Genomic DNA, 23,824 nt, shown 5'->3' on the forward strand with positions numbered 1-23,824 from the left:
TTTTTTTCTCCAAACATACACACCGCGGATCCACAGCGCCGCGGTATCACTGGAGTGATTGCATGATGAACCCATGTGGGATGCCATTCCAGTGCGTCTCTTTTAAGAAGAAACGCATTGGAATGACACGATCCCTAGAAGCCGGTCATCTTGAACCACTCAAAGTAGAGCCTTGCCCGTTTGGCAACACCCTACTTCATTGCAATGCTGACAAAAACAAGAAATTACTTACGTAAACCTAGTTTGTCGATCAGCGCGCGATAACGGTCCAGATCCTTGCTCTTGAGGTAATCCAAGAGACGGCGACGGCGCGAGACCATCTTCAACAAGCCACGACGGCTGTGATGATCTTTTGCGTTTGCCTTGAAATGGGGGGTAAGTTCATTGATACGAGCGGTTAATAACGCCACCTGAACTTCGGGGCTACCCGTATCGTTTGCGCCACGCGCGTTTTGTTTGACGATTTCCGCCTTATTAATGTCTGCAACTGCCATCTTCATACTCCATACGTGCGGACACTCAAGCTTGCACCTGATATGCCGTGTTAATAAAAAGCTTTATAAATCAAAGCTTCAGCATTCTAACAGACCGCACCCTCCGATTGTGGGCAAAGCGGTCTGATAGTTAATAAATTTATATAAATCAATAACTTACGATTTAGGGTGCCATCTGAGCATTGAGCTTGATGGCGCTGGGATCGTGCAATTTGTTCAATGCCGCTAAATAGGCCTTAGCCGAGGCGGCAATGATGTCGGGGTCCATGCCCACTCCGTTCACAATCCGCCCCCCTTTGGAGAGCCGCACGGTGACCTCCCCCTGCGACTCTGTACCCGAAGTAATAGCATTGACTGAGTAGAGCAAAAGTTCAGCACCACTTTGCACTTTGTTCTCAATCGCATGCAAAGTGGCATCGACTGGGCCATTGCCTTCAGCCTCCGAATGCACATCGTGACCACCCATCTTAAACACCACCTTCGCCGATGGCTTTTCACCGGTCTCAGAATGTTGGTTTAAAGAAATGAAACTGAAGTGCTCATTCTGATCGGCTACCGAAGAGTCCGACATCAAAGAAATAATGTCTTCATCAAAAATCTCGGCCTTTTGATCGGCTAAAGCCTTAAAGCGTGCGAACGCATCGTTGAGCTCACTCTCGGACTCCAACACCACCCCTAACTCCGAAATACGTTGTTTGAACGCATTGCGACCAGACAACTTACCAAGCACGATGCGATTGGTCGCCCATCCCACATCTTCTGCCCGCATGATCTCGTAGGTATCGCGCGCCTTCAGGACACCATCCTGATGAATACCCGATGCATGGGCAAAGGCATTGGCGCCAACCACGGCTTTATTCGGTTGCACTACAAAGCCCGTGATTTGTGAAACCAATTTAGAAGCTGGCACGATCTGCTTGGTATCAATGCCCACATCTAACTGAAAGAAATCCTTACGAGTTCGCACCGCCATCACAATTTCCTCTAAGGAAGTATTGCCCGCGCGCTCACCTAAGCCATTAATCGTGCATTCCACTTGGCGCGCACCGCCGATATGAACACCGGCTAAGGAGTTGGCCACGCCCATCCCTAAATCGTTATGGCAATGCACTGACCAGATGGCTTTATCCGAGTTCGGAATCCGAGTCCGCAAGGTTTTAATGAACTCACCATAGAGTTCAGGAACGGCATAACCAACTGTATCGGGAACATTAATCGTGCTCGCTCCCTCAGCAATGACTGCCTCCAAGACTCGGCACAAGAAGTCCATGTCCGAACGGTAGCCATCCTCAGGAGAGAACTCAATATCGCCTGCCAAGTTTCTGGCAAAGCGGATGGATTTTTTGGCTTGCTCATACACCTGCTCCGGGGTCATGCGTAATTTCTTTTCCATGTGCAATGCGCTAGTTGCCAAGAACACATGAATCCGTTTTGCATTGGCTGCCTTTAAGGCATCTGAAGCGCGAGTGATATCAGTCTCATTGGCACGCGCGAGCGAGCACACCACCGAGTCTTTCACGGCTGCAGCAACCGCGGAGATTGCCGCAAAGTCGCCTTCAGAGCTGGCTGCAAAACCGGCCTCAATCACATCGACCCGCAAGCGCTCGAGTTGACGGGCAATCCGCACCTTCTCATCACGGGTCATGGATGCGCCGGGTGACTGCTCACCATCGCGCAAGGTGGTATCAAAAATAATTAATCGGTCACTCATCATCTATTCCTTGTTTAATCATCTAATACGGTATTTTCTAAAACAAAAACCCCAGCGGTTTGGCTGGGGCTGGTTTGCGAACTTAGTGCCTTACTTCATGTGTCTAAGCGCGACCCGCCCCGAGCCGAAGGCCCAGTGCTAGAAGAAGAAGCGCATTTAGTTGTTTCATCATAGAAATACTATACCCCATTTATTCGGACTTGGCTGAGACTGTGGTTTCGCCACCAATCCGACGCCCCATCGCCCGCTCCCACAACCATAAAACATAGCCAGACAGGGAGTACACCACGAAGAGGCCAAATAGAGTTAGGGGTGGGTTCGAGGAAATCAATACAAAACCGAGGATCAAAAGAACCATGACCCAGAACGGGACCCGATACCGAATATCCAAGGCTTTGCCACTGTAAAAACGGGCATTTGAAACCATGGTGAGTCCTGCATAAATCGTGATGAAGAAGGTCACTAATGGAATCGCCGAATCCTTCACCGGTATCTTGTTATCGTCCGCCAGCCAGATAAAACCAGCTAATAGGGCTGCGGCCGCTGGACTTGGCAAGCCCTGGAAAAACTTTTTATCCACCACACCAATATTGGCATTAAAGCGCGCCAATCGAAGTGCAGCGCCGGCACAGTAGGTAAATGCCGCCAACCAGCCCCACTTACCCAGGTCTTTTAAGACCCACTCATAAGCTACTAAGGCTGGGGCCACACCGAATGAGACCATGTCAGCCAGAGAATCATATTGCTCACCAAATGCGCTTTGGGTGTTGGTCATTCGTGCGATTCGGCCATCCATGCCATCAAGCACCAGTGAAGCAAAGACAGCAATCGCTGCAACCTCAAAGCGGTGGTTCATGGCGTTCACAATCGCAAAGAACCCGCAGAACAATGCTGCCGTCGTAAATAAATTCGGTAATAAGTAAATGCCTTTGCTACGGGGACGCGGTGGCTCGATCTCAAGATCGTCCCCGGTTAAATCTTCTGCAGAATCCCACTCCTCGCGTCGCGTATTTTTACTCCGCAGAAAACGGGAGCGGTCTGTACGGAACTTGCGGCGCGGGGTCATCGCTTAGTCCAATCCAGGTAAACGTGCCAGTGCGGTATTGGTAGCAAAGACCTTCTCGCCAACACTCACTAAGGGCTCAGCTTCTAGGGGTAGATACACATCCACCCTCGATCCGAACCGGATAAAGCCATAGCGCTCACCGCGTTTCACACGGTCATTAGCGCGGATGTAGCACAAAATTCGGCGAGCAACTAAACCAGCAATTTGCACCAAGGTGACGGTCTTGCCATTGGCGTCAATCACGACCGCATTACGCTCATTCTCCGTCGAGGCCTTATCAATACTGGCATTAAAGAACTTGCCTGGAAAGTAGGTAACCTGCTTGACAAGACCAGTGACCGCGCAGCGATTGGAGTGCACATTAAAGACATTCATGAACACGCTAATCTTTAAGGCTTCCCGATTGGCATAGGGATCATGGGCTTTCTCAACCACCACAATACGACCATCGGCTGGCGATAAAACAAGATCTTTCCCCAGGGGGGCGATGCGTTGTGGATCACGGAAGAACTGCAAGGTGAAGATAAAGAATAACCACAATGGCCATGACCAGAAAAAACCGGCATAGCGATGCACCACAAAAGCCAGTACCCCAATCACAACCAGGTAGAGCCAGCCCTCTTTGGCAATGATGGGGTGTGGATACATCATCGGATGATTACCTTCTGAACTTAGTTCTTCGACTGGTCAACGAGTTTGTTTTTCGCAATCCAAGGCATCATGGCGCGCAACTTCGCACCCACAACTTCGATCTCATGATCAGCGGTCAAACGACGACGTGAAATCAAGGTAGGTGCACCAGCCCGATTTTCAAGGATGAAGCTCTTGGCATACTCACCCGTCTGAATATCTTGTAAGGCCTTGCGCATCGCATTTTTGGTTTCCTCAGTCACGATCCGAGGACCAGTGACGTACTCACCGTACTCGGCATTGTTTGAGATGGAGTAGTTCATGTTGGCGATACCGCCTTCATAAATGAGGTCCACGATGAGCTTTAACTCGTGCAAGCACTCAAAATAAGCCATCTCAGGGGCGTAACCGGCTTCAACCAAGGTCTCGTATCCGGCTTTGATTAACTCCACGGTACCGCCGCACAGCACGGCTTGCTCACCAAACAAATCGGTTTCGGTCTCTTCACGGAAATTGGTCTCGATCACACCAGCACGACCACCACCATTGGCAGTTGCATACGAAAGGGCTAAATCACGTGCAGAGCCCGACTTGTCCTGATAAACCGCGATCAAATGGGGTACGCCACCACCTTGGGTGTATGTACTGCGCACGGTATGACCAGGTGCCTTAGGAGCAATCATGATGACGTCTAAATCCGCACGAGGAATCACTTGGCCGTAATGCACATTAAAGCCATGGGCAAATGCTAAAGCAGCGCCCTGTTTGATATTGGCATGCACTTCGTTTTTATACACGTCGGCAATTTGCTCATCAGGCAACAGCATCATGACCACGTCTGCGTCCTTCACTGCCTCAGCAACTTCCTTGACCTGCAAACCTGCATTGGCTGCTTTTTTCCATGAGGCACCATCTTTACGTAAACCAACGGTGACCTTCACGCCAGAGTCATTCAAGTTTTGGGCGTGGGCATGGCCTTGCGAGCCGTAGCCAATGATGGTTACTTTTTTACCTTTGATCAGGGACAGATCGGCGTCCTTGTCATAAAAAACTTTCATACGATTTCCTTAAATTAAATAAAGAGTGATTAAAACTAAACTTTTAGAATACGTTCGCCACGCCCGATTCCCGAACCGCCAGAACGGACGGTCTCCAGAATCGATGCGCGATCAATTGCGCTAATAAAGGCATCCAACTTACTACTTACGCCCGTGAGCTCAATCGTGTAACTTTTATCGGTCACATCAATAATGCGGCCTCGGAATATATCCGTGGTGCGCTTTAACTCCTCACGCTCCTTGCCAACTGCCCTCACCTTAATCATCATGAGCTCGCGTTCAATATGAGGCCCTTCAGTTAAATCAAAGACCTTTACTACCTCCACCAAACGATTGAGATGCTTAGTGATTTGCTCAATCACATCATCCGAACCGATCGTGACCAAGGTCATGCGCGATAAAGACGGGTCTTCAGTCGGCGCAACGCTCAATGTCTCAATGTTGTAGCCGCGCGCTGAGAACAAACCCACGACGCGCGAGAGCGCTCCCGGCTCGTTCTCAAGCAAAACAGAAATAATGTGACGCATTAGAGATCCTCACTTCCAAGCAGCATCTCACTAATGCCTTTACCCGCTTGCACCATGGGCCAAACGTTTTCCTGTGGATCAATCTGGAAATCCATAAATACAGTACGATCCTTTAATTTAAGGGCCTCTTTGAGCGCTGGCTCTACATCAGCCTTGGTCTCAATGCGCATCCCCACATGGCCATAGGCTTCAGCCAACTTCACAAAATCGGGCAATGAGTCCATGTAGGAGCTGGAATAGCGTTTGCTATAGGTCAACTCTTGCCATTGACGCACCATGCCTAAATACCGGTTATTCAAGGAAACGATCTTGATCGGTGTGTTGTACTGAGTGAGAGTTGAAAGCTCCTGAATACACATTTGGATGGAGCCCTCTCCGGTAATGGTGACGACCTCCTGATCTGGGAATGCTTTTTTAATCCCCATGGCATAAGGCAAACCAACACCCATCGTGCCCAAACCACCGGAGTTAATCCAGCGACGCGGTTCGTTGAACTTATAGAACTGGGCTGCCCACATCTGATGTTGGCCAACGTCCGAACACACAAACGCATCACCCTTGGTTAGCTCCCAAAGCTTTTCAACCACGTATTGAGGCTTCACGATTTGCGAGTCACGATCGTATTTCAAACAATCGCGCTTCTTCCACTCATTAATCTGATCCCACCACGCCTTCACCTTTGCTTGATTCTTACGCGCCGGTGCCGCTCTTAATTGAGCGCTCATGTCCACCAAAATCTCTTTGAGATCACCCACAATCGGTACGTCTACCTTGACTCGCTTTGAAATCACCGATGGATCGATATCAATGTGAACAATCTTGCGCGGATGGCTTGCAAAGTGTGCCGGGTTACCAATCACACGATCATCAAAACGGGCGCCAATCGCAATCAACACATCGCAGTGCTGCATAGCCATATTGGCTTCATAGGTGCCATGCATTCCAAGCATACCCACAAACTGCTCATGCGTACCCGGGAATCCACCCAAACCCATGAGAGTGTTAGTGACTGGATAACCCAAGAGCTCAGCAAACTCTTTGAGCTCTTTAGCAGCTTCGGCCATGATGATGCCGCCACCCGTGTAAATATAGGGGCGCTCGGCCTCTTGCAATAAAGAGACAGCTTTACGAATTTGGCCGCTATGACCCTTGATCACCGGGTTGTAGGAGCGCATGCTCAAACTATCGGGGTAAACAAAGGGTGCCTTAGTTGCCGAAATGTCCTTTGGAATATCCACCAACACTGGGCCAGGACGACCAGTGCGTGCAATATGAAATGCTTTTTTAAGAGTGACGGCAAGGTCATTAATGTCCTTGACCAAGAAATTATGTTTGACGATGGGTCGCGTGATGCCCACGGTATCCGCCTCTTGGAAGGCGTCTTCACCGATGGCATAGGTTGGAACGTTACCGGTAATGATGACCATCGGAATGGAATCGGTATAAGCGGTCGCAATCCCAGTAACAGCATTCGTTACTCCAGGGCCGGAGGTAACCAATGCCACACCGACCTTACCAGTGGCACGCGCATAGCCATCGGCTGCATGAACCGCGGCCTGCTCGTGACGAACCAAAATATGTTCAAACTTATCTTGTTTGAAGATCTCGTCGTAAATAAAGAGAACCGCACCACCAGGATAGCCCCAAACGTATTCCACTCCCTCGGCATGCAAAGCATGCACCAACATCTCGGCACCAATCATTTCAGGGGGGGATTGTTTTGTAGGGCTTGGGTTGGAGTCGGATTGAGGACCGGTTGCGGCCTGACCACCTTTGGTGGCTAAAAATTCAGCATTACTCGTATTCATTGTCATTTTCCTTTGCAATTTTCGGCAAAAAATTGTTTAGGCTGTTCTGTCCCTTACTTATGGTCCGGGTTCGAACGGCACTGCCGCAAAGAAAAAAGACTGCCACTTCTTGGATGGTCTCTTTGCGGTAAGCCTTCCATTGTAAAGCAATAGCCTAGAATGAGCGAGTTTAGGCACTATTTTGGGTCCAACCCTAGCAACCAAACCACAAAAACAACGCTCATTTATTTGTAGTAACTCACATGGCATCCGCCCAAGAACTCGACCAATTTCTCGCTGCTGTTGAGAAAAAAGCCTTCAAACAGGCCGTCTATGCGGTTCGGGATGAGGCGGCCGCCCTCGATGTGGTGCAAGACGCCATGATCAGCTTGGCTCAAAAGTATGGCGATCGGCCCGCTCTAGAGCTGCCGCTGATTTTTACCCGGATTCTGCAAAATCGGATCCATGATTGGTTTCGTCGCCAAAAAGTACGTTCTGCCCACGAGACCCCCTTCTCGGCATTGGGGGCAGGTAACGATGGCGAGGAAGACTTTGATCCCCTGGAGCTCATCGAGATACGGGATGGGGGGCCAATACCCCTAGATGCTAGTGCGGCATTAGCCAATCAAGAGTTATTGGCTATCCTTGAGGCAGAAATATCAAAATTACCAAGTCGTCAACGAGAGGCCTTCCTCATGCGTTATTGGGATGAACTAAGTACTTCTGAGACGGCCCTTGCTATGGGATGCAGCGAGGGAAGCGTTAAAACCCATTGCTCCCGAGCCGCCCACACTTTGGCAGCTGCATTGAAGGCCAGAGGAATTGTGTTGTGATGATGAATACCAATCAACAAAATTTGGATCCAGTTGAGCAAGAGTTTGGAAAGCGGGTAACCCGTTTATTAAATGCTCAATCGGAAAATCTCAGCAGCGATGTGCAAGTGCGCTTGCGAGATGCGCGTGCTACTGCCCTCAGTCGCGCCAAGGCGGAGCCCGTTTTTGTTGCACAACTCCAAACGACCCATCGTAGCTTTCGGAATTCATCTTGGAATAAACCCATTTGGTCACTCACCGGATGGCTCGTACCGGTTACCGTCGTAGTCCTGGGCTTAATTGCCATCACTGAATGGCAAGAAGACTTGCGCATCAACGACATCGCTAACGTGGATATCGCCTTACTGACCGATGATGTGCCACCCGATGCGTTTGTTGATAACGGCTTTATGGCGTTCTTAAAACTGAAGACCCTTGCCAAACCAGAGGCGGATGAGAAAAAGTCCGGGGACGAAAAAATTTAGTGATGCAACTCCGACTTCTGGCACCAGCCCTTCTCGCTCTCTTCGTCGCACTGTCGAACTCTGGGGCTCGTGCGCAGAATTCTGAGCCAAACGCACCTACTAAGGCAGCCGGTAAAAAAGTCGATAAGCTCGCTTGGAATCAATTAAACCCTCTGCAGCAAACCGTACTCGCGCCATTGGAGAGTGATTGGGAAAGCCTGAGTAATGATCGCAAAACAAAATGGTTACGGGTCGCCAATCGCTACCCCTATATGACCGCCCCAGAGCAAGAACGACTCCAAGGACGAATGGCCGATTGGGCAAAATTGCCCCAAAAGGATCGGCGTATTGCGCGTGATAACTATCTGACAAGCTTGCAAATTCCAGCGGAGCAAAAAGCGGCTGCCTGGGAGGCTTATCAACAACTCTCCGAAGAAGAAAAGCAAAAACTTGCCCAGCAAGAACTCAATAAAAGAAAGTCGGGGGCGGTTACGGCACCCGCAATCCAACCGCGCGCGGTCATCAACACCCCTTCTGGGCCCACCCCAAACTCCACAATCAAATAAACTCTGGGGATGAACCCCGCAGAGCTCAACGCCTTACCGCCACCTCGATTTTGGCGACGCGTATTTTGTAATCTTTATGAACAACTGCTTCTCGTTGGGGTATTAGCGCTCACCTTTATGGTCCCCAATTTATTAATTGGGGTTTTATTAGGTATTGCCATTCCCGGTTGGCTTAGTTTTTTCTACTTATATGGTGTGCTGGGGTTTTACTTTGTCTGGTACTGGCGACGCAACGGACAAACCCTGGCCATGCAAACCTGGCGGATGCAGATCGTGGCTGAGAATGGTCGGCCGCTTGCCAAAAATCAGGCGCTGTGGCGCTACGTCTACGGCTCACTGTGGATCGTGCCCTGCCTAATCGTTCATGCCATCTATCCGCTACGGGGCTGGCAGATCATTGGCTTGCTGTTTACGGTTTCTCTTTTTCTATGGCCGCTCAGCATGTTTCTAGACCGTAAACATCGCCAAGGTGTGCCGGATCGCATGGCACAAACGAAGTTAATTCAGTTGCCACCGAAGGCAAAGGTCTCTGCGACTTCTACACCAAAGGCTGACTAGACCTCGCGTAGGCACTCCATCGTGCTTGCGGTCTGAATCTTTTGCTGCAAGCGAAAACCGGCAAGCAAACTGACGCACACACCGAGAATAATACCGAGTCCAATCGCTGTTCCAAAGGAATAGAACTCGATTTCCAGTAGGTAGCGGCCCAAGGCCCAGGTGGTCGCACTCGCTGCCAGGCCGCCCAACAAACCGGATAGAAATCCAATGGTGGTGAGCTCAATCACCACAAGCTGCGCCAAAGTTCGTTTTGAGGCCCCTACCGCCTTGAGCAGAGCCGCATCCCGAAAACGATCATCTTGCGTGGATCCAATCGCAGCAAAGAGCACCAAAATAGCAGCGCACAAGGTGAATACCAACAACAAGCCCAATGCACTCGCCAGCCGATTTAAGACCTCCTGAATTTGACGAATCGAGTTCTCAATATCAACAATCGTCAAATTAGGATAGGTCTGGGCCAACTTGAGATCCAAGTTCTCACGCTCTCTGGGCTGGTGATACGAGGTAATCCAAGATTTAGGGAAATCATCCAAGGCCTTAGGCGGAAAGATCACAAAGAAATTAACCTGCATGGATCCCCAATCGAGCTTGCGCATCGAGGTAATGGGTGCAGTAATTTTTTGGCCGGCGATATCAAAACTCATTTGATCGCCCATACGAAGATTGAGGGTCTTCGCAATTCCACTCTCAATCGAGATTTGTGGAGTCACCGAATTACCAAACCATTGACCGGCAACTAACTGATTGTCGCTTGGTAATTGATTGGTGTACGAGAGATTGAATTCACGATCGACTAAGCGGCGCGCATTATCGGTTTGGTAGTTATCGGGCATGACCTCGCGCTCGTTAATGTGCGTGAGTCGACCCCGAACCATTGGATAAAGTTGCGCCTCGCTAATGCCGCCAGCGTTTAACATGCGTTGCACTTCTGCCTTTTGATCGTTTTGGATGTTGATCAAAAACCGATTCGGGGCGTTATCGGGTACATTGGCTTGCCAACTTTGCAATAGGTCTTGGCGTAATAAAAAGATCAGTAGGAGCGCCATGATGGCTAATGCCAAAGAGCTCACCTGAATCATGGCAAAGGCTGCGCGGCGCGATTGTGTGCTAATCGCAAACCGGGTTACAAAGCCGATCCTCGCCAGGTAGCGTGATTGGCTAAAGCGCTCGAGACCCCACAAGCCAAGCCAAGCAAGTCCGGCAAAGAGTAAGGCACCAATCCCAAATGAACCAGTCGCCCAAACGAGTAACTTCAGGTCGCGGGTTGCCCAAAAGACCAAAGCCAAGCAACTGACAAATCCAAACAGTGCAATCGATTTGGCCGCTAACGGTACCTTGCCAAACTCTCGGCGCACTAGACGTAATGGGGAGATCTGACTTAAAGTCAAGATTGGCGGCCCAGCAAAACCAAAAAGAAGTAACAGAGCAAATGCAATGCTCCAAACCACCGGCCAAACCGATGGCAAAGGTAGACGAGTTTGAATGAGTCCACCCAATAGTTGCATCAAGGCTTCTTGAGCAAACCAACCGATCAATCCACCAAGAATGGTGGCTACGACGCCGATCACAGTCAGGATATAAATTTGTTTGCGGAGGATCTGCCCCTGACTTGCGCCAAAGCATTTCCAAACCGCGCAACTATCGGCTTGCTTGAGAACATAGCGTCTAGCTGCAAGCGCGATCGCTAAGGCGCAGATCAGTGCTGTCATTAAGGCTACGAGCGATAGAAAACGCTCTGCGCGCTCCAAGGTCTTGCGCATCACAGGCTGTGCATTCTCCAAGGACTCAATCCGAATGCCGCGCAGTTTTTGTTGTTCAATGTGATTGATGGCCCAATCTTGATAGTCCCGAATTTGGCGATCCGTTCCAGATACCAGCAAGCGATAGGTAACGCGACTGCCAAAACCAATCAGTCCAGTGCTCGCCAAATCATCAATGCTGATCATTGCTCGGGGCGCAAAGTTCATAAAGGCTGCGCCACGATCAAGTTCTCGCACAATCACCGCATCAATCCGAAATTGGCGATCGCCAATGCTCAGTGAATCGCCTAACTTTGCACGCAAGGAAATTAATACGGCGGGGTCGACCCAAACCGTATTTTTGGGAGGCATCCCGGTGACCTCTTCAATTGATCTTTCATCGATCCTGCCGTCATTCACTTGACGACTAATTTGCAATTGCCCTCTGAGAGGATAGAGAGCGCTCACTGCCTTTAGTGAACTTAATTTACTTTCCCCACCATAGCTCACCATGCTGGGGAATACCACCGTCTGGGCGATGTTTAGTTTCTTGGTCCTCGCCTCCTCGATCAACGCAGGCGCGATGGGCTGATCCGCAGCAATTAATACATCAGCAGCTAGCAATGTGCGGCCATCGATTTCAAAACTGCGCTGGAGTCGATCAGCCAGAAAGCTAACGCTAGAGAGCGCAGCTACTGAGAGCACAAGGGCCGCAAAGAGCCAAAAGAGCTCCTTCGCGCGCAGCTCCTTAAAGAGCATCTGCATCAGTATTAAATGCTAGGGACCTGACCGCCATCCACCCGAATCACCGATCCCGTGATGTAAGAAGCGTTTTGACTCGCCAAGAATGCAGCAGTATCGCCATACTCCTTGGGGTCCCCATAACGACCTGCCGGGATCGTCTTCAGGCTAGCACTAACGACCGCGTCGTAAGAGATATTCTCACGCTTAGCCCGTGCTTCATCGAGTTGACGTAAGCGATCGGTGGCCACGCGACCTGGCATGATGACATTGACAGTCACGCCATCGGCCGCAACCTCAGCAGCCAAGGTTTTGGACCAACCTAGTAACGCGGCACGAAGCGTATTCGAAATCGCTAGATTACGAATCGGTACGATGGCTCCAGAAGTGGTGCTGGTAATAATCCGTCCCCAACGACGCTCACGCATCCCCGGCAAGACCCGATCGGTAATTTTCATGAGAGAGAGCACCATCTCCTGAAAGCTTTTTTGCCACAACTGAGGATCTTGACCACTCGCCGTTGTGGGTGGTGGCCCACCGGTGTTATTGATCAAGATATCGATTGGGCCCAGTTGACTCTCAACCGCTTGAACATGACCATCAATCGCATTGAGATCCGCAAGATCCCAATGTAAGGCAAGCGCCTTGCCGCCAACCGACTCAATCATTTTGACCGTTTGCGCAAGACCCTCGGCATTACGGCCAGTCACCGCAACGTTTACACCCTCGCGTGCCAGCGCGCATGCCATCGCCTGACCCAAGCCACGGCTCGATGCCAACACCAACGCAGTCTTTCCCTTAATTCCTAAATCCATCGTGCATCCCCTTATTCCTTGCTTTATTTGTTGACTGACTTCATCTGAACCAGTGGCTTTGGCAGGTTCTTTGTGCCAGCATCCAAATCGGCTTCAAACCGCGCCAAGATGGTGGCGAACGCTTGCTGCAAACCATTGGCTAACGTACCTGGACGATTATCCTTTAAAGGCACACGTTGGGCGTAACGGCTGTTCATCAAGATAGGGTTTTGCGAGCCCGAGGATAAAACGACCAAATAGAACTCGATGCTAACAACCGCTTCTGCTTGATTGCGATAATCCCCATAAAACTCGGTGACATTGATCTGCAGGGTGTAATACGGAAAGAAAGTATTGCTTTGATTAACGGCTGCCTTAAAAATATTGGCATCGCTAATCCATTGACGCGTCGCACTACCCACCATCTCAGCCGGACTGGAAATGTATCCGTTATAGAAATCCTTCTCATAGCGCTGATCGGCCAAGCGATACACCATCGATTTACCATCAAATGGACCATTGACCGATACCGGCCCCACCTTTAACCAAAAATCGGTATTCGGTTTACGAGGCTCCCCAGTTCGTTTTGGATCAATCAACCAAGTGCTGGTTTCAAGATTGGGTCGGGTGGGGGCACAGGCTACCAAGATGGAAATACTGGTCAACAACAGCAAGGCTCGGGTAAGGCGACGCAATGCAATGCTCATTTTTGAACTCCAGGTTGGGGCAAGGTAATGCGTGGTGGGGGCTCTCCCCAAACCATGCTGCTCGGATATCGGCTAGCCACTTTGGCAAAATCATTCAACTGATCGGTAATTTGCTTGAAATTATCGATTGAGGTAATGGTGTCACCTTGCATGCTCGATAAGGTTTGACGAAGAATCACTGTGGTCGCAATCACTTCGCGCATTAAGAGCTCAAGCTCTGCTTTGTTAGCCACCTCGTCGATTCTGCCAAGCAATATATTCAAGCGCTCAACTGATTTAGCAATCCCAGCATTGTCTTTACCATCACCGCCGATGATGGTGTTGAGATTGGTCAGCAGCACATCAAATTTTTTCTGAGTTTCTGCTAAGTTCATCTCGCCCAAGTTATCCAGCACCTTACGAATCCCCGAGAAGAATATGTCGGTCTGACTGGGTAAAGAATCAATCACCAAATACTCTGGCTTCCAGTTATATGGTAGAGCCTTGTAGTTGTTCATATCGCGTACGTAGTCGAGCTCGACGTAATTCACTCCGGTAATCCCCTGACTTTTCACACGAGCGCGCAAGTCCTTTGGTAGTTGCTTTGTGGGTCCTAATAATTTTTCTTCATCACCATCAATCAGCATTCGAACAACGACATACTCCTTGCGCTCAGGGAATGGTTCATTGGACTCATACAATGCGCCAGACAAGCCAATAAATGTCACCTGCCCTACTTTGACCCCTCTAAATCGTACCGGGGCACCTACATCCAATCCCGTAATCGATTGCTCAATATAGGTCTCTGTCATCATGGTTTTCTTGAAGAGTTGGCCCGTTCCAAATACCAGAATCAAGGCAAGAATGGCAGCAAAGCCAGCAAACACAAATAATCCCAAGCGAAAGTAATTTGGATTCGATTGACTCATGCTGCTTCCTTCGACATAACGCGATTAAAAAATTGATGCACTTTGGGATCGGTACTGGTATCTCGTAAGACCCGAGGATCGCCCTGCGCAATAATACTTTTAGTATCTTTATCTAACATAATGACCCGATCAGCAATCGCATAAATACTTGCTAACTCGTGTGACACGATCACAAACGTGATGCCCAAGTTTTTTGCTAAATCCAGGATGGTCTGATCTAAATCTGCGGATGTAATCGGATCAAGGCCAGCGGAAGGCTCGTCCAGAAACAAAATCTTCGGGTCTAAGGCCATCGCGCGCGCGATCGCTGCACGCTTTTGCATCCCGCCACTAATCTCACTTGGCATGTAGTTGGCATACGGTAGCAAGCCCACCAGATCTAATTTGCAACGCGCTAGAAGGTCCATCTCATCATCGCTGAGCTCGGTGTACTCCTCCATAAAGAGTCGGACGTTTTCTAGGAGGGTCATCGAACCAAATAATGCGCCCTGCTGATACATGACCCCAAAATGCGTCATGATGTCTTGGCGCTCCTGACCAATCACCTGGGTAATGTTCATGCCCTCAATCCAGACATCACCGGCAAGAGGCTGGTAGAGTCCGAAGAGATTTTTAAGTAAGCTCGACTTCCCACAACCAGATCCACCAAGAATAATAAAGATCTCGCCATCGGCTACCGAGAAATTGAGGTTCTGTAACAGCACCTTGCTGCCATAACCAACGGTTAGATTTTTGACCTCAATTGGATTCATTAGAAACCTGTTCGATACGAGACATAGGCAAAAATACCATCCACTACCGTAATCATCACAATGCTACTAACTACCGCTCGTGTGGTTGAGATACCTACTGCTGCCGCACCAGTACCCGTTTGCATACCCCGCAAGCAGCCTACGCTCGCAACCACGACGCCAAAGAGAGTGGCTTTCGTTAGTCCAGAAAAAATATCTTCAAGCGCTACGGTATTTAAGACGCCCTCATAAAAGTTCACCAAGGGTACGCCATAGATCAGCATCGTGAGTGAGGATGAAAAGACGCTCACAAGGTCAGCATAAATCGTCAAGATAGGTGCTACGACTAAGCCAGCCAAAACTCGGGGCAGAACCAGAAAACGAATGGGGTTTAATCCAGCAGTTACTAAAGCATCCACTTCACTATTGACCGTCATGGTACCGATTTCAGCTGCAAAGGCGGCAGAGGACCGGCCTGCTAATAGGATGGCAGTAATCAAGGGTCCCAACTCCCGAAAGATCCCTAAGGAAACGAGCGGGCCAACAAAAGTAATGGCTCCAAACTTTTCCATACCGATGGCTGACTGAAAGGACAAAATCACACCGATCAGAAATGCCACCAATCCAACAATTGGCATCGCAGCGAGACCGGCTTGTACGGCAACGCTGGCAAAATCCTGCCAACGGACTTTCAGGGGGTTGCGCGCAGCCCAAGCGAGTTCGCTGGCAACCTGGCCGGTAAAAAAGATAATGCCCCGGATATCGTTCCAGAATAAGGTAGCTGCCTTGCCAGTTTTAACCAGCAGCCCATCCTCTGGAAGCGCGCTTTCCTTCGGAAATAATTTCTCGAACGGTGCAAAACGTTTTAATTGATTTTGATGGGTAGTACTAAATCCTTGCAGCTCGATTGCTCCACCGTGAAGCGCTTGGGCATGTTGCAGATCGATGATGAATGCCAGGCCTGCACCATCAATGTAATCAATTGCTGAACCATTAATTTGTAGCGTTTTACTATCGCGCCCCTGCCCCAACCATTGCATTTGACGATCTCGAACGTCTTGCCAGGTTTGGCCCAAGGTATCGGCGCTAATTCGGCCTGACAAGGTGACACAAGCAATTGCTCCGGATACTTGCCAGTTTGCAACTGGGGCTTGTGAAGTGGTGGTGGAAGAAGCCATATTCTGACTATTAAAGCAAAGAATCGTGACTTGGAAAAAATCTGCCGCTAGGGCAAATCTTGGAATATGGCGCGGCTGGCAGGATTCGAACCCACGACCCCTTGGTTCGTAGCCAAGTACTCTATCCAACTGAGCTACAGCCGCATCAGGCAGAATTATGCCATGGATACGAAGAACTACATCACACCTGCCGGGCATAAGGCTCTAAAAACCGAGCTTTTACAGCTTTTGGACCACGAGCGTCCTGAAATTGTGCAAGTGGTGCATTGGGCGGCATCCAATGGAGATCGCTCAGAAAACGGCGATTACATCTACGGTAAGAAGCGTTTGCGTGAGATCGATCGGCGCATTCGCTTCCTCAATCAACGTCTCGAGAATGCTGTCGTGGTCAATAACCAAGAACGCATTGCAAATGGCGGGGATCCGGAGCAGATCTTCTTTGGAGCAACCGTTGTATATAGCGATGCTGATGAAATGGACTCCCAAATTCGGATCGTGGGCGTCGATGAAGTTGATCTTGAAAAAGGCTATGTGAGCTGGATCTCGCCAATCGCCAAAGCATTAATCAAGGCTAAGGTGGGCGACACGGTCCGTATTCAAACACCGGCAGGTATCAAAGAAATTGATATTCTGGATGTGCGCTACGAGGACCACTAAGCGCTTTTGTTGCGGATTACCCGAAATACATCGGCATTCGCGCGCAAGCCCCGCAATACGCGCGAGAGATGCAAACGATTTAGCACCTGAATCGTAAAGCGCATCGTCACCGAGTCTTCTTTGTATTTATCGTCCATTGAAACATTGAGGATGTTGGAGTCAGCTGAGGTAATCGAACTCGCAACACGTGCCAGCACCCCTTTTCCCTGTTTGGTGTCGACCGTGATGGCCACATCAAACTCTCGGTTGGTATCTTTACTCCATTGCACACCAACCCATTTATCACTGTCTTTGGACAGCATGCGATGGGCCACCTTGCAGTCCTGAGTGTGGATTTGTAAACCCTCACCCTTGCCGAGATAGGCCATGATGTCATCGCCCGGAATTGGATGGCAACAGGTTTGAAAACTCACGGACATGCCCTCGCGCCCATCCACTACGAGCGATGGTGATTGTGTCTCCTGATCTGAGCCACCCCAATCGTTTGAGCCCAAGCGCATTTGCTCAGCCCCACCCTCTTCACCAATCAGAATTTTCAGACGAGTGGCTAACTCGGCAGCGGTGCGTCGGCCCAGCACAATATTGACGCAGACCTCTTCGCGCGACTTATCACCCGTCCAATGCAGTAACTTTTCCCAAATCTCTGGGGTGAGGAGCCCGGCATCAACGCCCTGCTGTCGCAGCGCACTCGCCAATAAGCGTTCGCCCAATTGCAGTGCCTCGGCATAGTGCTTGGTTTTCAATGAATGCCGAATAGCTGCACGGGCTTTACCGGTCCGCACAAACTCCAACCACCCTGGATTGGGTTGAGAGGATGTGGAGTTGATCACTTCCACAATATCGCCATTTTTGAGTTCAGTACGAAGTGGCAATTGCAAATTATTGATCTTGACTGCCACGCAGGTATTACCAAGATCACTATGAATCGAGTAGGCAAAGTCGAGAGCAGTCGCACCCCGAGGCAGCGCCCGAATTTGCCCTTTGGGAGTAAACACATAAACAGCATCGGGGAATAAATCAATCTTGACGTGCTCTAAAAATTCTTGCGAGTCACCGCTGTTATCCTGAATATCAACGAGCGACTGTAACCATTGGTGAGCGCGGTTTTGCACTTCACTCAATTCGGGCGAGCCCTCTTTATAGGCCCAATGGGCTGCCACTCCAGATTCAGCCACGGCATGCATATCTGCAGTGCGTACCTGAAACTCTACCGGTACCCCAGAGGGACCCACTAAGGTGGTGTGCAAGGACTGATAGCCATTGAGTTTAGGAATCGAGATGTAATCCTTGAACTTCCCAGGCATGGGCTTGTAGATGGCATGCAAAATACCGAGAGCTCGGTAGCACTCATCCACCGTTCGTACTGTGACCCGGAAAGCATAAACATCCAAGACCTGCGAGAAACTCAAATGCTTACTGCGCATTTTGTTGTAGATGCTAAATAAGGTTTTCTCACGACCCTGCAAATCAACCTCAATGCCAGCCTTGGCAAATTGCATCCGCACCGTATCCAGAATCTTGTCAACCATCTCGCGACGATTGCCGCGCGCCTTCTTCACTGCTTTTTCAATGGCCCGAAAACGCATGGGCGTTGAATGCTTAAAGCTGATGTCTTGCAAATCACGGTAGATTAAGTTGAGTCCCAAACGGTGTGCAATCGGGGCATAGATTTCCATGGTCTCTAATGCAACCCGGCGTCGTTTTTCAATCGGTACTGCATCAAGGGTGTGCATATTATGGGTTCGGTCAGCTAACTTAACCAAGATGACCCGCACATCACGGGCCATGGCCATAAACATTTTCCGAAAGCTCTCGGCTTGGGCCTCTGCATGACTTTGGAACTCTAATTTATCGAGTTTGGTTAAACCCTCAACTAGCTCAGCCACCTTAGCCCCAAACTGATTGACCAGATCGGTCTGCGTACATCCAGAATCCTCAATCACATCATGGAGCAAAGCGGCCATGATGCTTTGGGCATCTAATCGCCAGGTTGCACAGAGCTCAGCGACCGAGACCGGATGGCTGATGTAAGGCTCCCCGCTATGGCGATATTGGCCTAAGTGCGCGGCATCCGCAAACTGAAAGGCCTTCTTGATTTGGTTTATTTCCTCGGGCTTCAAATAATGAAGCTTCTCGGTCAAACTCGCAATCGATACTACTTGCTGCTTAGGCGGTAAAGTCGGTTGAGAGGTAGGGCCAAAGAGATGGCGGCTAGATTGCTCCAGCAGGGAGGCAATTACGCTTTGAGCGGGATTGGTGCTTGGTAAAGGCTTGCTTGAGCGTATCTGGCTAGACGAGACCTCGTCTAGCGAACCCGTTGTGGTGACTGTTGACGCCACAGCGGGACCCCCGGATTAGAGAGGTACTTTGGTCAGCATATCCCGATCGGTTACCCCAACAGCGATCTCACGCAATGCAACCACAGTTGCTTTATCTTTTGCGTCGACTCGGGCTGCGTGGCCCTGCACCAATTGGCGGGCGCGATAGGTGCCAGCAAGGACCAACTCAAAACGATTGGGAATGGTTTTTAAACAATCTTCTACAGTAATACGGGCCATTCTGAACTCACTTATTTAGATTAATACCGATAGGATACCCGATGACTGCCGATCATGCCCCAAGACGCTTGACCAAAGCCGGGTAACGGGCCATCATCGGCCCCGTCCGCAACCGGCTGGCAGCCACAATCGACTGCAGGTCTCTGAGGGCGTCTGCAAAGATCTCATTAATCACAATGAAGTCAGCTTCATGGGCGTGTTGCAACTCAATATGGGCAGCTGCGACACGCTTGGCAATCGTGAGCTCGTCATCCTGGCCCCGTTTATGTAAACGCTCCTCAAGAGCCTCAATCGATGGCGGGAAGATAAACACCCAAATCGCCTGGGGGATTAGCTTACGAATTTGCTGAGCGCCCTGCCAGTCGATTTCCAGAATCACATCCTGGCCTTGTTGCATTTGGCCCTCAATCCATGAACGCGAGGTGCCATAGAGATTGCCATGCACTTGCGCAGACTCCAGAAAATCACCGGCAGCCTGTTTAGCCAAAAAGGCCTCTTTTGTAATAAAGGAGTAATCACGGCCATCCAGCTCACCGGCGCGCGGTGCACGCGTGGTGCACGACAGCGAGAGTTGTAAGCGATGATCGGACTCCAGTAGCGCATTCACCAAAGAGGATTTGCCAGCCCCCGAAGGAGCCACGATCATCAACATACTGCCCTGGTAAGTGTTTGGAGTGCTCATCGTCATCACTCCAAATTTTGCACCTGCTCGCGCATTTGCTCAATCAATAATTTGAGCTCCAATGCAGTATTCGTGCAATCCTCATGAACCGCCTTGGATCCGAGGGTATTCGCTTCACGATTAAGCTCCTGAATTAAGAAATCTAAACGCTTACCCACAGCCCCACCCTCCGCCAGGGCGTTCCTTGCCACCTGGATATGGGTTTTAAGACGGGCCAATTCTTCGGCGACATCAATCCGCACTGCATATAAGACAACCTCTTGCCGAATGCGCTCCATCAGCTCGGCATTAAAGGGGATATTGGCTTGCGTTGCATGCACACCCAAAGCTTCCTCAATCCGAGCTACTAATTTATTTTGGTAGAGAGTCACAATCTCTGGAATACGGGGCTCAAGTTTGGTAACCAGGCCTTGCATGGCATCGAGAGCATTCGTTAAAACCTTGGCTAGCGCTTGGCCCTCAGCCTGCCGCGATTGCAGCAGCTGGCGCAAAGCCTCTTCGCCCGCTTGAAGCGTTGCTTGTTGCCACTGATCCTCAGGCGTTTCTGAATCTGCTACTACGCCTGGATAGCGCAGGATATCGGCAACACGCAACTCCTCGGCCGCAGGAAATTGCCCCTGAATCTTGGTTTGCGCTTCTTTTAAGGCCATCAGCTTGACTGAGTCGATCGTGATGGTTTGAGGGCGCGCCTGCTCGCCCGAGCTTTGCCGCCAAGCAGCCCGAAACTCAACCTTACCCCGCTTTAGATGCTTATTGAGAAGCTCACGCAAAGCGCCTTCTGCAACTCGGCACTCATCGGGCATCCGAAAGCTCAGATCTAAAAAGCGGCTGTTGACTGCCCTGATCTCCACCTGCAGATTGGCATAGCTCCCCTCGCCCATTTCAATGGGATGGGAAGCGCTGCCATAGCCGGTCATGCTCGATATCATGTAGGCATTGTAAATTGCAAAAAAGGAAGTTCCCATGAATCGTCCCAGTCAACGCCAAGCACGCGATCTGCGGCAAATTACCATTACCCGCTCCTTTACAAAACACGCAGAGGGTTCGGTCTTAATCGAATTTGGGGATACCAAGGTTCTTTGTACCGCGAGCGTTCTTGAAAAGGTACCACCTCATCAAAAAGGCTCTGGCGAGGGTTGGGTTACTGCTGAGTACGGTATGTTGCCCCGCTCCACCCACACTCGCTCCGATCGTGAGGCCGCCCGGGGTAAGCAAAGTGGGCGTACTCAAGAGATTCAGCGACTAATTGGTCGCGCCATGCGCAGTGTCTTTGACCTCAAACGACTCGGTGAGCGCACCATTCATCTCGATTGCGATGTACTGCAAGCCGATGGCGGGACTAGAACTGCGGCAATTACCGGCGCCTATGTTGCTGCCCGCGATGCGGTCAATCATTTACTCCATCAGAAGATGATCACCTCCGACCCGATCACTGATAGTGTTGCGGCGATCTCTGTGGGTATTTATCAAGGCGTTCCGGTCCTCGATCTCGATTACGCCGAGGACTCAGAGTGTGACACCGATATGAACGTGGTGATGACCGGTCGTGGCGGCATGATTGAAGTGCAGGGAACTGCTGAAGGCGCCCCATTCTCACGCACCGAACTCGAGGCATTATTAAATCTTGCCCAAGCAGGCATTGAAGAGCTAACACGCATTCAGAAAAACGCCTTAGCCGCATGAGTCAACGTTTGGTCTTGGCTTCGAATAATGCTGGGAAGCTCAGAGAGTTTTCGCAACTATTTAAACCCTTTGCAATTGAACTCATCCCTCAGGGGCAGCTTGGGATTAGCGCAGCAGAGGAGCCCTTTGACCGCTTTATCGACAATGCCCTAGCAAAAGCACGGCATGCTACCCGCATAAGCGGTCTACCTGCGATTGCCGATGACTCCGGTATTTGTGTGGATGCCTTAGGGGGTGCACCTGGTGTGCGCTCAGCCCGCTTTGCTGGTGAGCATGGCTCAGATACCGATAACAACCAAAAGCTTCTGTCCTTACTCGCAGGCGAGGTAAATCGTGGGGCACACTATGTATGCGCCCTAGTGGTGGTTCGCGAGGCTGATGATCCCAATCCCATCATTGTTGAAACTCGCTGGAATGGTCAGATCATCGACGAAGCTCGCGGCCAACATGGCTTTGGCTACGACCCCTACTTTTATCTCCCTGAGCTACAGATGACCGCAGCAGAACTCAGTCCCGAGCGTAAGAACGTCATTAGCCATCGAGGGCAGGCGCTGGCTCAACTCATGGAGCAATTAGAGAAAGATCCGTTTTTTTCAGAAGCCTAATGATTAACTCTGGTATCGCACTGACTGCGCTTCCTCCTCTCTCACTTTATATCCACTTTCCATGGTGTGAGCGCAAGTGCCCCTACTGCGACTTTAATTCGCATCAGGTCAAGGATGGTGGATTTAATGAGAGCCGGTATATCGACGCACTCATCACGGATCTTCAAACTGAGCTACCGAATGTCTGGGGTCGTCGAGTTCATACGATTTTTATCGGGGGCGGCACCCCCAGCCTCTTGTCCCCCAAGGGTCTTGATGACCTCTTATCGCATGTACGGGCTCTCATCCCCATCGAGCCCCACGCTGAAATTACACTCGAGGCCAATCCGGGGTCGGTGGAGTCGGGCAAGTTTGCAGAATTTGCCAGCATCGGCATTAACCGCGTGTCATTGGGAATACAGAGCTTTAACTCAGATCATCTCAAAGTATTGGGACGGATTCATAATGAGCACGATGCGCGACGTGCCATTGAAATCGCACACGATCATTTTGAACGCATCAATATCGATCTGATGTACGCTCTTCCCAAGCAGACCCTGCGCGAGGCCCAGGCTGATCTTAAAGAAGCCGTCTCATTTGATGTGTCACATCTTTCGCTCTACCACCTAACACTCGAACCCAACACCTATTTTGCGAGGCACCCACCCCTGCTTCCACATGAAGATGAGAGCGATGCCATGTTTGAATCCGCTCTACAAACCCTGGCGGCAAATGGCTATGCCCGCTATGAGGTGTCGGCCTATAGCAAGCCTAAGCAAGAATGCAAACATAATCTCAATTATTGGGAGTTTGGTGACTATATTGGTATTGGTGCGGGTGCGCATGGCAAGATCTCGTATCCGGATCGAGTGACACGGCAGATCCGTGAACGCCATCCTGAGACCTATATGAACAAGATGACCGAACAAGGTCACGCCGTCATTGAAAACCGTGTGCTCACTCAAGATGATTTACCCTTTGAGTTCATGTTGGGAGCACTTCGATTAATTGATGGGGTGCCAACAAGTATGTTTTCAGAGCGAACGAGCCTCGGGCTTAATACGATTAGCAAACCAATTACAGAGGCTCTGCGTAAGGGGCTGTTGGACGAAGACCCAACGCGACTCAAAGCCAGCCCTCTGGGCATGCGTTATCTCAATGACCTGCAGGAATTGTTCTTGAAATAGGT

Annotated in this window: 25 protein-coding genes and 1 tRNA gene; 8 read left to right on the plus strand and 18 right to left on the minus strand. The window is 50.3% G+C overall.

Annotation, left to right across the window (positions count from 1 at the left end):
• Nucleotides 1–224: 224 nt before the first annotated feature.
• The 7 genes from rpsO to AOC32_RS06815 form a co-directional block, all read right to left on the minus strand.
• A complete protein-coding gene (rpsO, locus tag AOC32_RS06785) occupies nt 225–494 on the minus strand; it encodes a 30S ribosomal protein S15 (RefSeq protein WP_108508739.1) in 270 nt (89 codons plus the stop codon).
• 163 nt (nt 495–657) lie between these two features.
• The gene (locus AOC32_RS06790; protein WP_108508740.1) at nt 658–2,205 is read right to left on the minus strand and encodes a 2-isopropylmalate synthase; all 1,548 of its coding nucleotides are present in this window, start codon (nt 2,203–2,205) and stop codon (nt 658–660) included.
• 190 nt (nt 2,206–2,395) lie between these two features.
• Nucleotides 2,396–3,271, minus strand: coding sequence for a CDP-diacylglycerol--serine O-phosphatidyltransferase (gene pssA, locus AOC32_RS06795; protein ID WP_108508741.1), 876 nt, complete (start codon nt 3,269–3,271; stop codon nt 2,396–2,398).
• Nucleotides 3,272–3,274: 3 nt separating this feature from the next.
• Nucleotides 3,275–3,922, minus strand: a complete 648-nt coding sequence (locus AOC32_RS06800) for a phosphatidylserine decarboxylase (protein WP_108508742.1) — start codon at nt 3,920–3,922, stop codon at nt 3,275–3,277.
• Between the two features lie 20 nt (nt 3,923–3,942).
• Complete coding sequence (ilvC, locus tag AOC32_RS06805) at nt 3,943–4,959, minus strand: ketol-acid reductoisomerase (RefSeq protein WP_108508743.1); 1,017 nt, start codon at nt 4,957–4,959, stop codon at nt 3,943–3,945.
• A gap of 35 nt (nt 4,960–4,994) precedes the next feature.
• Entirely contained in the window at nt 4,995–5,486 is a 492-nt protein-coding gene (ilvN, locus tag AOC32_RS06810; RefSeq protein WP_108508744.1) for an acetolactate synthase small subunit, read from the minus strand.
• Nucleotides 5,486–7,294, minus strand: a complete 1,809-nt coding sequence (locus AOC32_RS06815) for an acetolactate synthase 3 catalytic subunit (protein ID WP_108508745.1) — start codon at nt 7,292–7,294, stop codon at nt 5,486–5,488. The genes ilvN and AOC32_RS06815 overlap by 1 nt, the downstream gene beginning before the upstream one ends.
• A 242-nt stretch (nt 7,295–7,536) precedes the next feature.
• Between AOC32_RS06815 and AOC32_RS06820 the strand changes: the two genes are divergently transcribed.
• From AOC32_RS06820 to AOC32_RS06835, 4 genes are read left to right on the plus strand one after another with little or no spacing between them, the layout of a single operon-like run.
• Nucleotides 7,537–8,106, plus strand: coding sequence for an RNA polymerase sigma factor (locus tag AOC32_RS06820; RefSeq protein WP_108508746.1), 570 nt, complete (start codon nt 7,537–7,539; stop codon nt 8,104–8,106).
• On the plus strand, nt 8,106–8,570 hold the full coding sequence (locus tag AOC32_RS06825) for a DUF3619 family protein (protein ID WP_108508747.1): 465 nt from the start codon (nt 8,106–8,108) through the stop codon (nt 8,568–8,570). The genes AOC32_RS06820 and AOC32_RS06825 overlap by 1 nt, the downstream gene beginning before the upstream one ends.
• A gap of 2 nt (nt 8,571–8,572) precedes the next feature.
• Entirely contained in the window at nt 8,573–9,115 is a 543-nt protein-coding gene (locus AOC32_RS06830) for a DUF3106 domain-containing protein (protein ID WP_108508748.1), read from the plus strand.
• A gap of 9 nt (nt 9,116–9,124) precedes the next feature.
• Nucleotides 9,125–9,673: an RDD family protein gene (locus AOC32_RS06835; RefSeq protein WP_108508749.1), complete on the plus strand. Its 549-nt coding sequence runs from the start codon at nt 9,125–9,127 to the stop codon at nt 9,671–9,673.
• On the opposite strand, the gene AOC32_RS06840 is transcribed toward AOC32_RS06835, so the two are convergent.
• The 7 genes from AOC32_RS06840 to AOC32_RS06870 form a co-directional block, all read right to left on the minus strand.
• Nucleotides 9,670–12,177, minus strand: coding sequence for an ABC transporter permease (locus AOC32_RS06840; RefSeq protein ID WP_108508750.1), 2,508 nt, complete (start codon nt 12,175–12,177; stop codon nt 9,670–9,672). The two genes, AOC32_RS06835 and AOC32_RS06840, sit on opposite strands and share 4 nt — an antisense overlap.
• A gap of 5 nt (nt 12,178–12,182) precedes the next feature.
• Entirely contained in the window at nt 12,183–12,968 is a 786-nt protein-coding gene (locus AOC32_RS06845; RefSeq protein WP_108508751.1) for an SDR family oxidoreductase, read from the minus strand.
• A 23-nt stretch (nt 12,969–12,991) separates the two neighbouring features.
• On the minus strand, nt 12,992–13,654 hold the full coding sequence (locus AOC32_RS06850) for a PqiC family protein (RefSeq protein ID WP_108508752.1): 663 nt from the start codon (nt 13,652–13,654) through the stop codon (nt 12,992–12,994).
• Nucleotides 13,651–14,562 carry an MlaD family protein gene (locus AOC32_RS06855; protein ID WP_108508753.1) on the minus strand — a complete coding sequence of 304 codons (912 nt, stop codon included), beginning with the start codon at nt 14,560–14,562 and terminating at the stop codon, nt 13,651–13,653. The genes AOC32_RS06850 and AOC32_RS06855 overlap by 4 nt, the downstream gene beginning before the upstream one ends.
• Nucleotides 14,559–15,314 carry an ABC transporter ATP-binding protein gene (locus AOC32_RS06860; protein WP_108508754.1) on the minus strand — a complete coding sequence of 252 codons (756 nt, stop codon included), beginning with the start codon at nt 15,312–15,314 and terminating at the stop codon, nt 14,559–14,561. Before AOC32_RS06860 ends, AOC32_RS06855 begins: the two co-directional genes overlap by 4 nt.
• Nucleotides 15,314–16,471 (minus strand): ABC transporter permease, encoded by a 1,158-nt coding sequence (locus tag AOC32_RS06865; RefSeq protein WP_108508755.1) that lies wholly within the window; start codon nt 16,469–16,471, stop codon nt 15,314–15,316. Before AOC32_RS06865 ends, AOC32_RS06860 begins: the two co-directional genes overlap by 1 nt.
• A 67-nt stretch (nt 16,472–16,538) precedes the next feature.
• A tRNA-Arg gene (locus tag AOC32_RS06870) sits at nt 16,539–16,615 on the minus strand.
• An 18-nt stretch (nt 16,616–16,633) separates the two neighbouring features.
• Here AOC32_RS06870 and greB point away from each other — a divergent pair.
• Nucleotides 16,634–17,128 (plus strand): transcription elongation factor GreB, encoded by a 495-nt coding sequence (gene greB, locus AOC32_RS06875; protein ID WP_108508756.1) that lies wholly within the window; start codon nt 16,634–16,636, stop codon nt 17,126–17,128.
• Here greB and AOC32_RS06880 read toward each other — a convergent pair.
• The 4 genes from AOC32_RS06880 to AOC32_RS06895 form a co-directional block, all read right to left on the minus strand.
• Entirely contained in the window at nt 17,125–19,413 is a 2,289-nt protein-coding gene (locus AOC32_RS06880) for a RelA/SpoT family protein (RefSeq protein ID WP_234409842.1), read from the minus strand. The two genes, greB and AOC32_RS06880, sit on opposite strands and share 4 nt — an antisense overlap.
• 69 nt (nt 19,414–19,482) lie before the next feature.
• Entirely contained in the window at nt 19,483–19,686 is a 204-nt protein-coding gene (gene rpoZ / locus AOC32_RS06885) for a DNA-directed RNA polymerase subunit omega (protein WP_108508758.1), read from the minus strand.
• A gap of 52 nt (nt 19,687–19,738) precedes the next feature.
• On the minus strand, nt 19,739–20,368 hold the full coding sequence (gene gmk / locus AOC32_RS06890; protein WP_407675537.1) for a guanylate kinase: 630 nt from the start codon (nt 20,366–20,368) through the stop codon (nt 19,739–19,741).
• A 5-nt stretch (nt 20,369–20,373) separates the two neighbouring features.
• Nucleotides 20,374–21,333 (minus strand): YicC/YloC family endoribonuclease, encoded by a 960-nt coding sequence (locus tag AOC32_RS06895; RefSeq protein WP_234409719.1) that lies wholly within the window; start codon nt 21,331–21,333, stop codon nt 20,374–20,376.
• On the opposite strand from AOC32_RS06895, the gene rph reads away from it, so the two are divergent.
• The 3 genes from rph to hemW are packed head-to-tail and all read left to right on the plus strand — an operon-like array spanning nt 21,332 to nt 23,822.
• Complete coding sequence (gene rph, locus AOC32_RS06900) at nt 21,332–22,051, plus strand: ribonuclease PH (RefSeq protein ID WP_108508760.1); 720 nt, start codon at nt 21,332–21,334, stop codon at nt 22,049–22,051. The two genes, AOC32_RS06895 and rph, sit on opposite strands and share 2 nt — an antisense overlap.
• A complete protein-coding gene (rdgB, locus tag AOC32_RS06905) occupies nt 22,048–22,656 on the plus strand; it encodes an RdgB/HAM1 family non-canonical purine NTP pyrophosphatase (protein WP_108508761.1) in 609 nt (202 codons plus the stop codon). Before rph ends, rdgB begins: the two co-directional genes overlap by 4 nt.
• Nucleotides 22,656–23,822: a radical SAM family heme chaperone HemW gene (gene hemW / locus AOC32_RS06910; RefSeq protein ID WP_108508762.1), complete on the plus strand. Its 1,167-nt coding sequence runs from the start codon at nt 22,656–22,658 to the stop codon at nt 23,820–23,822. Before rdgB ends, hemW begins: the two co-directional genes overlap by 1 nt.
• Nucleotides 23,823–23,824: the final 2 nt, after the last annotated feature.

The sequence above is a fragment of the Polynucleobacter acidiphobus genome, assembly GCF_003065385.1.
GTDB lineage: Bacteria > Pseudomonadota > Gammaproteobacteria > Burkholderiales > Burkholderiaceae > Polynucleobacter > Polynucleobacter acidiphobus.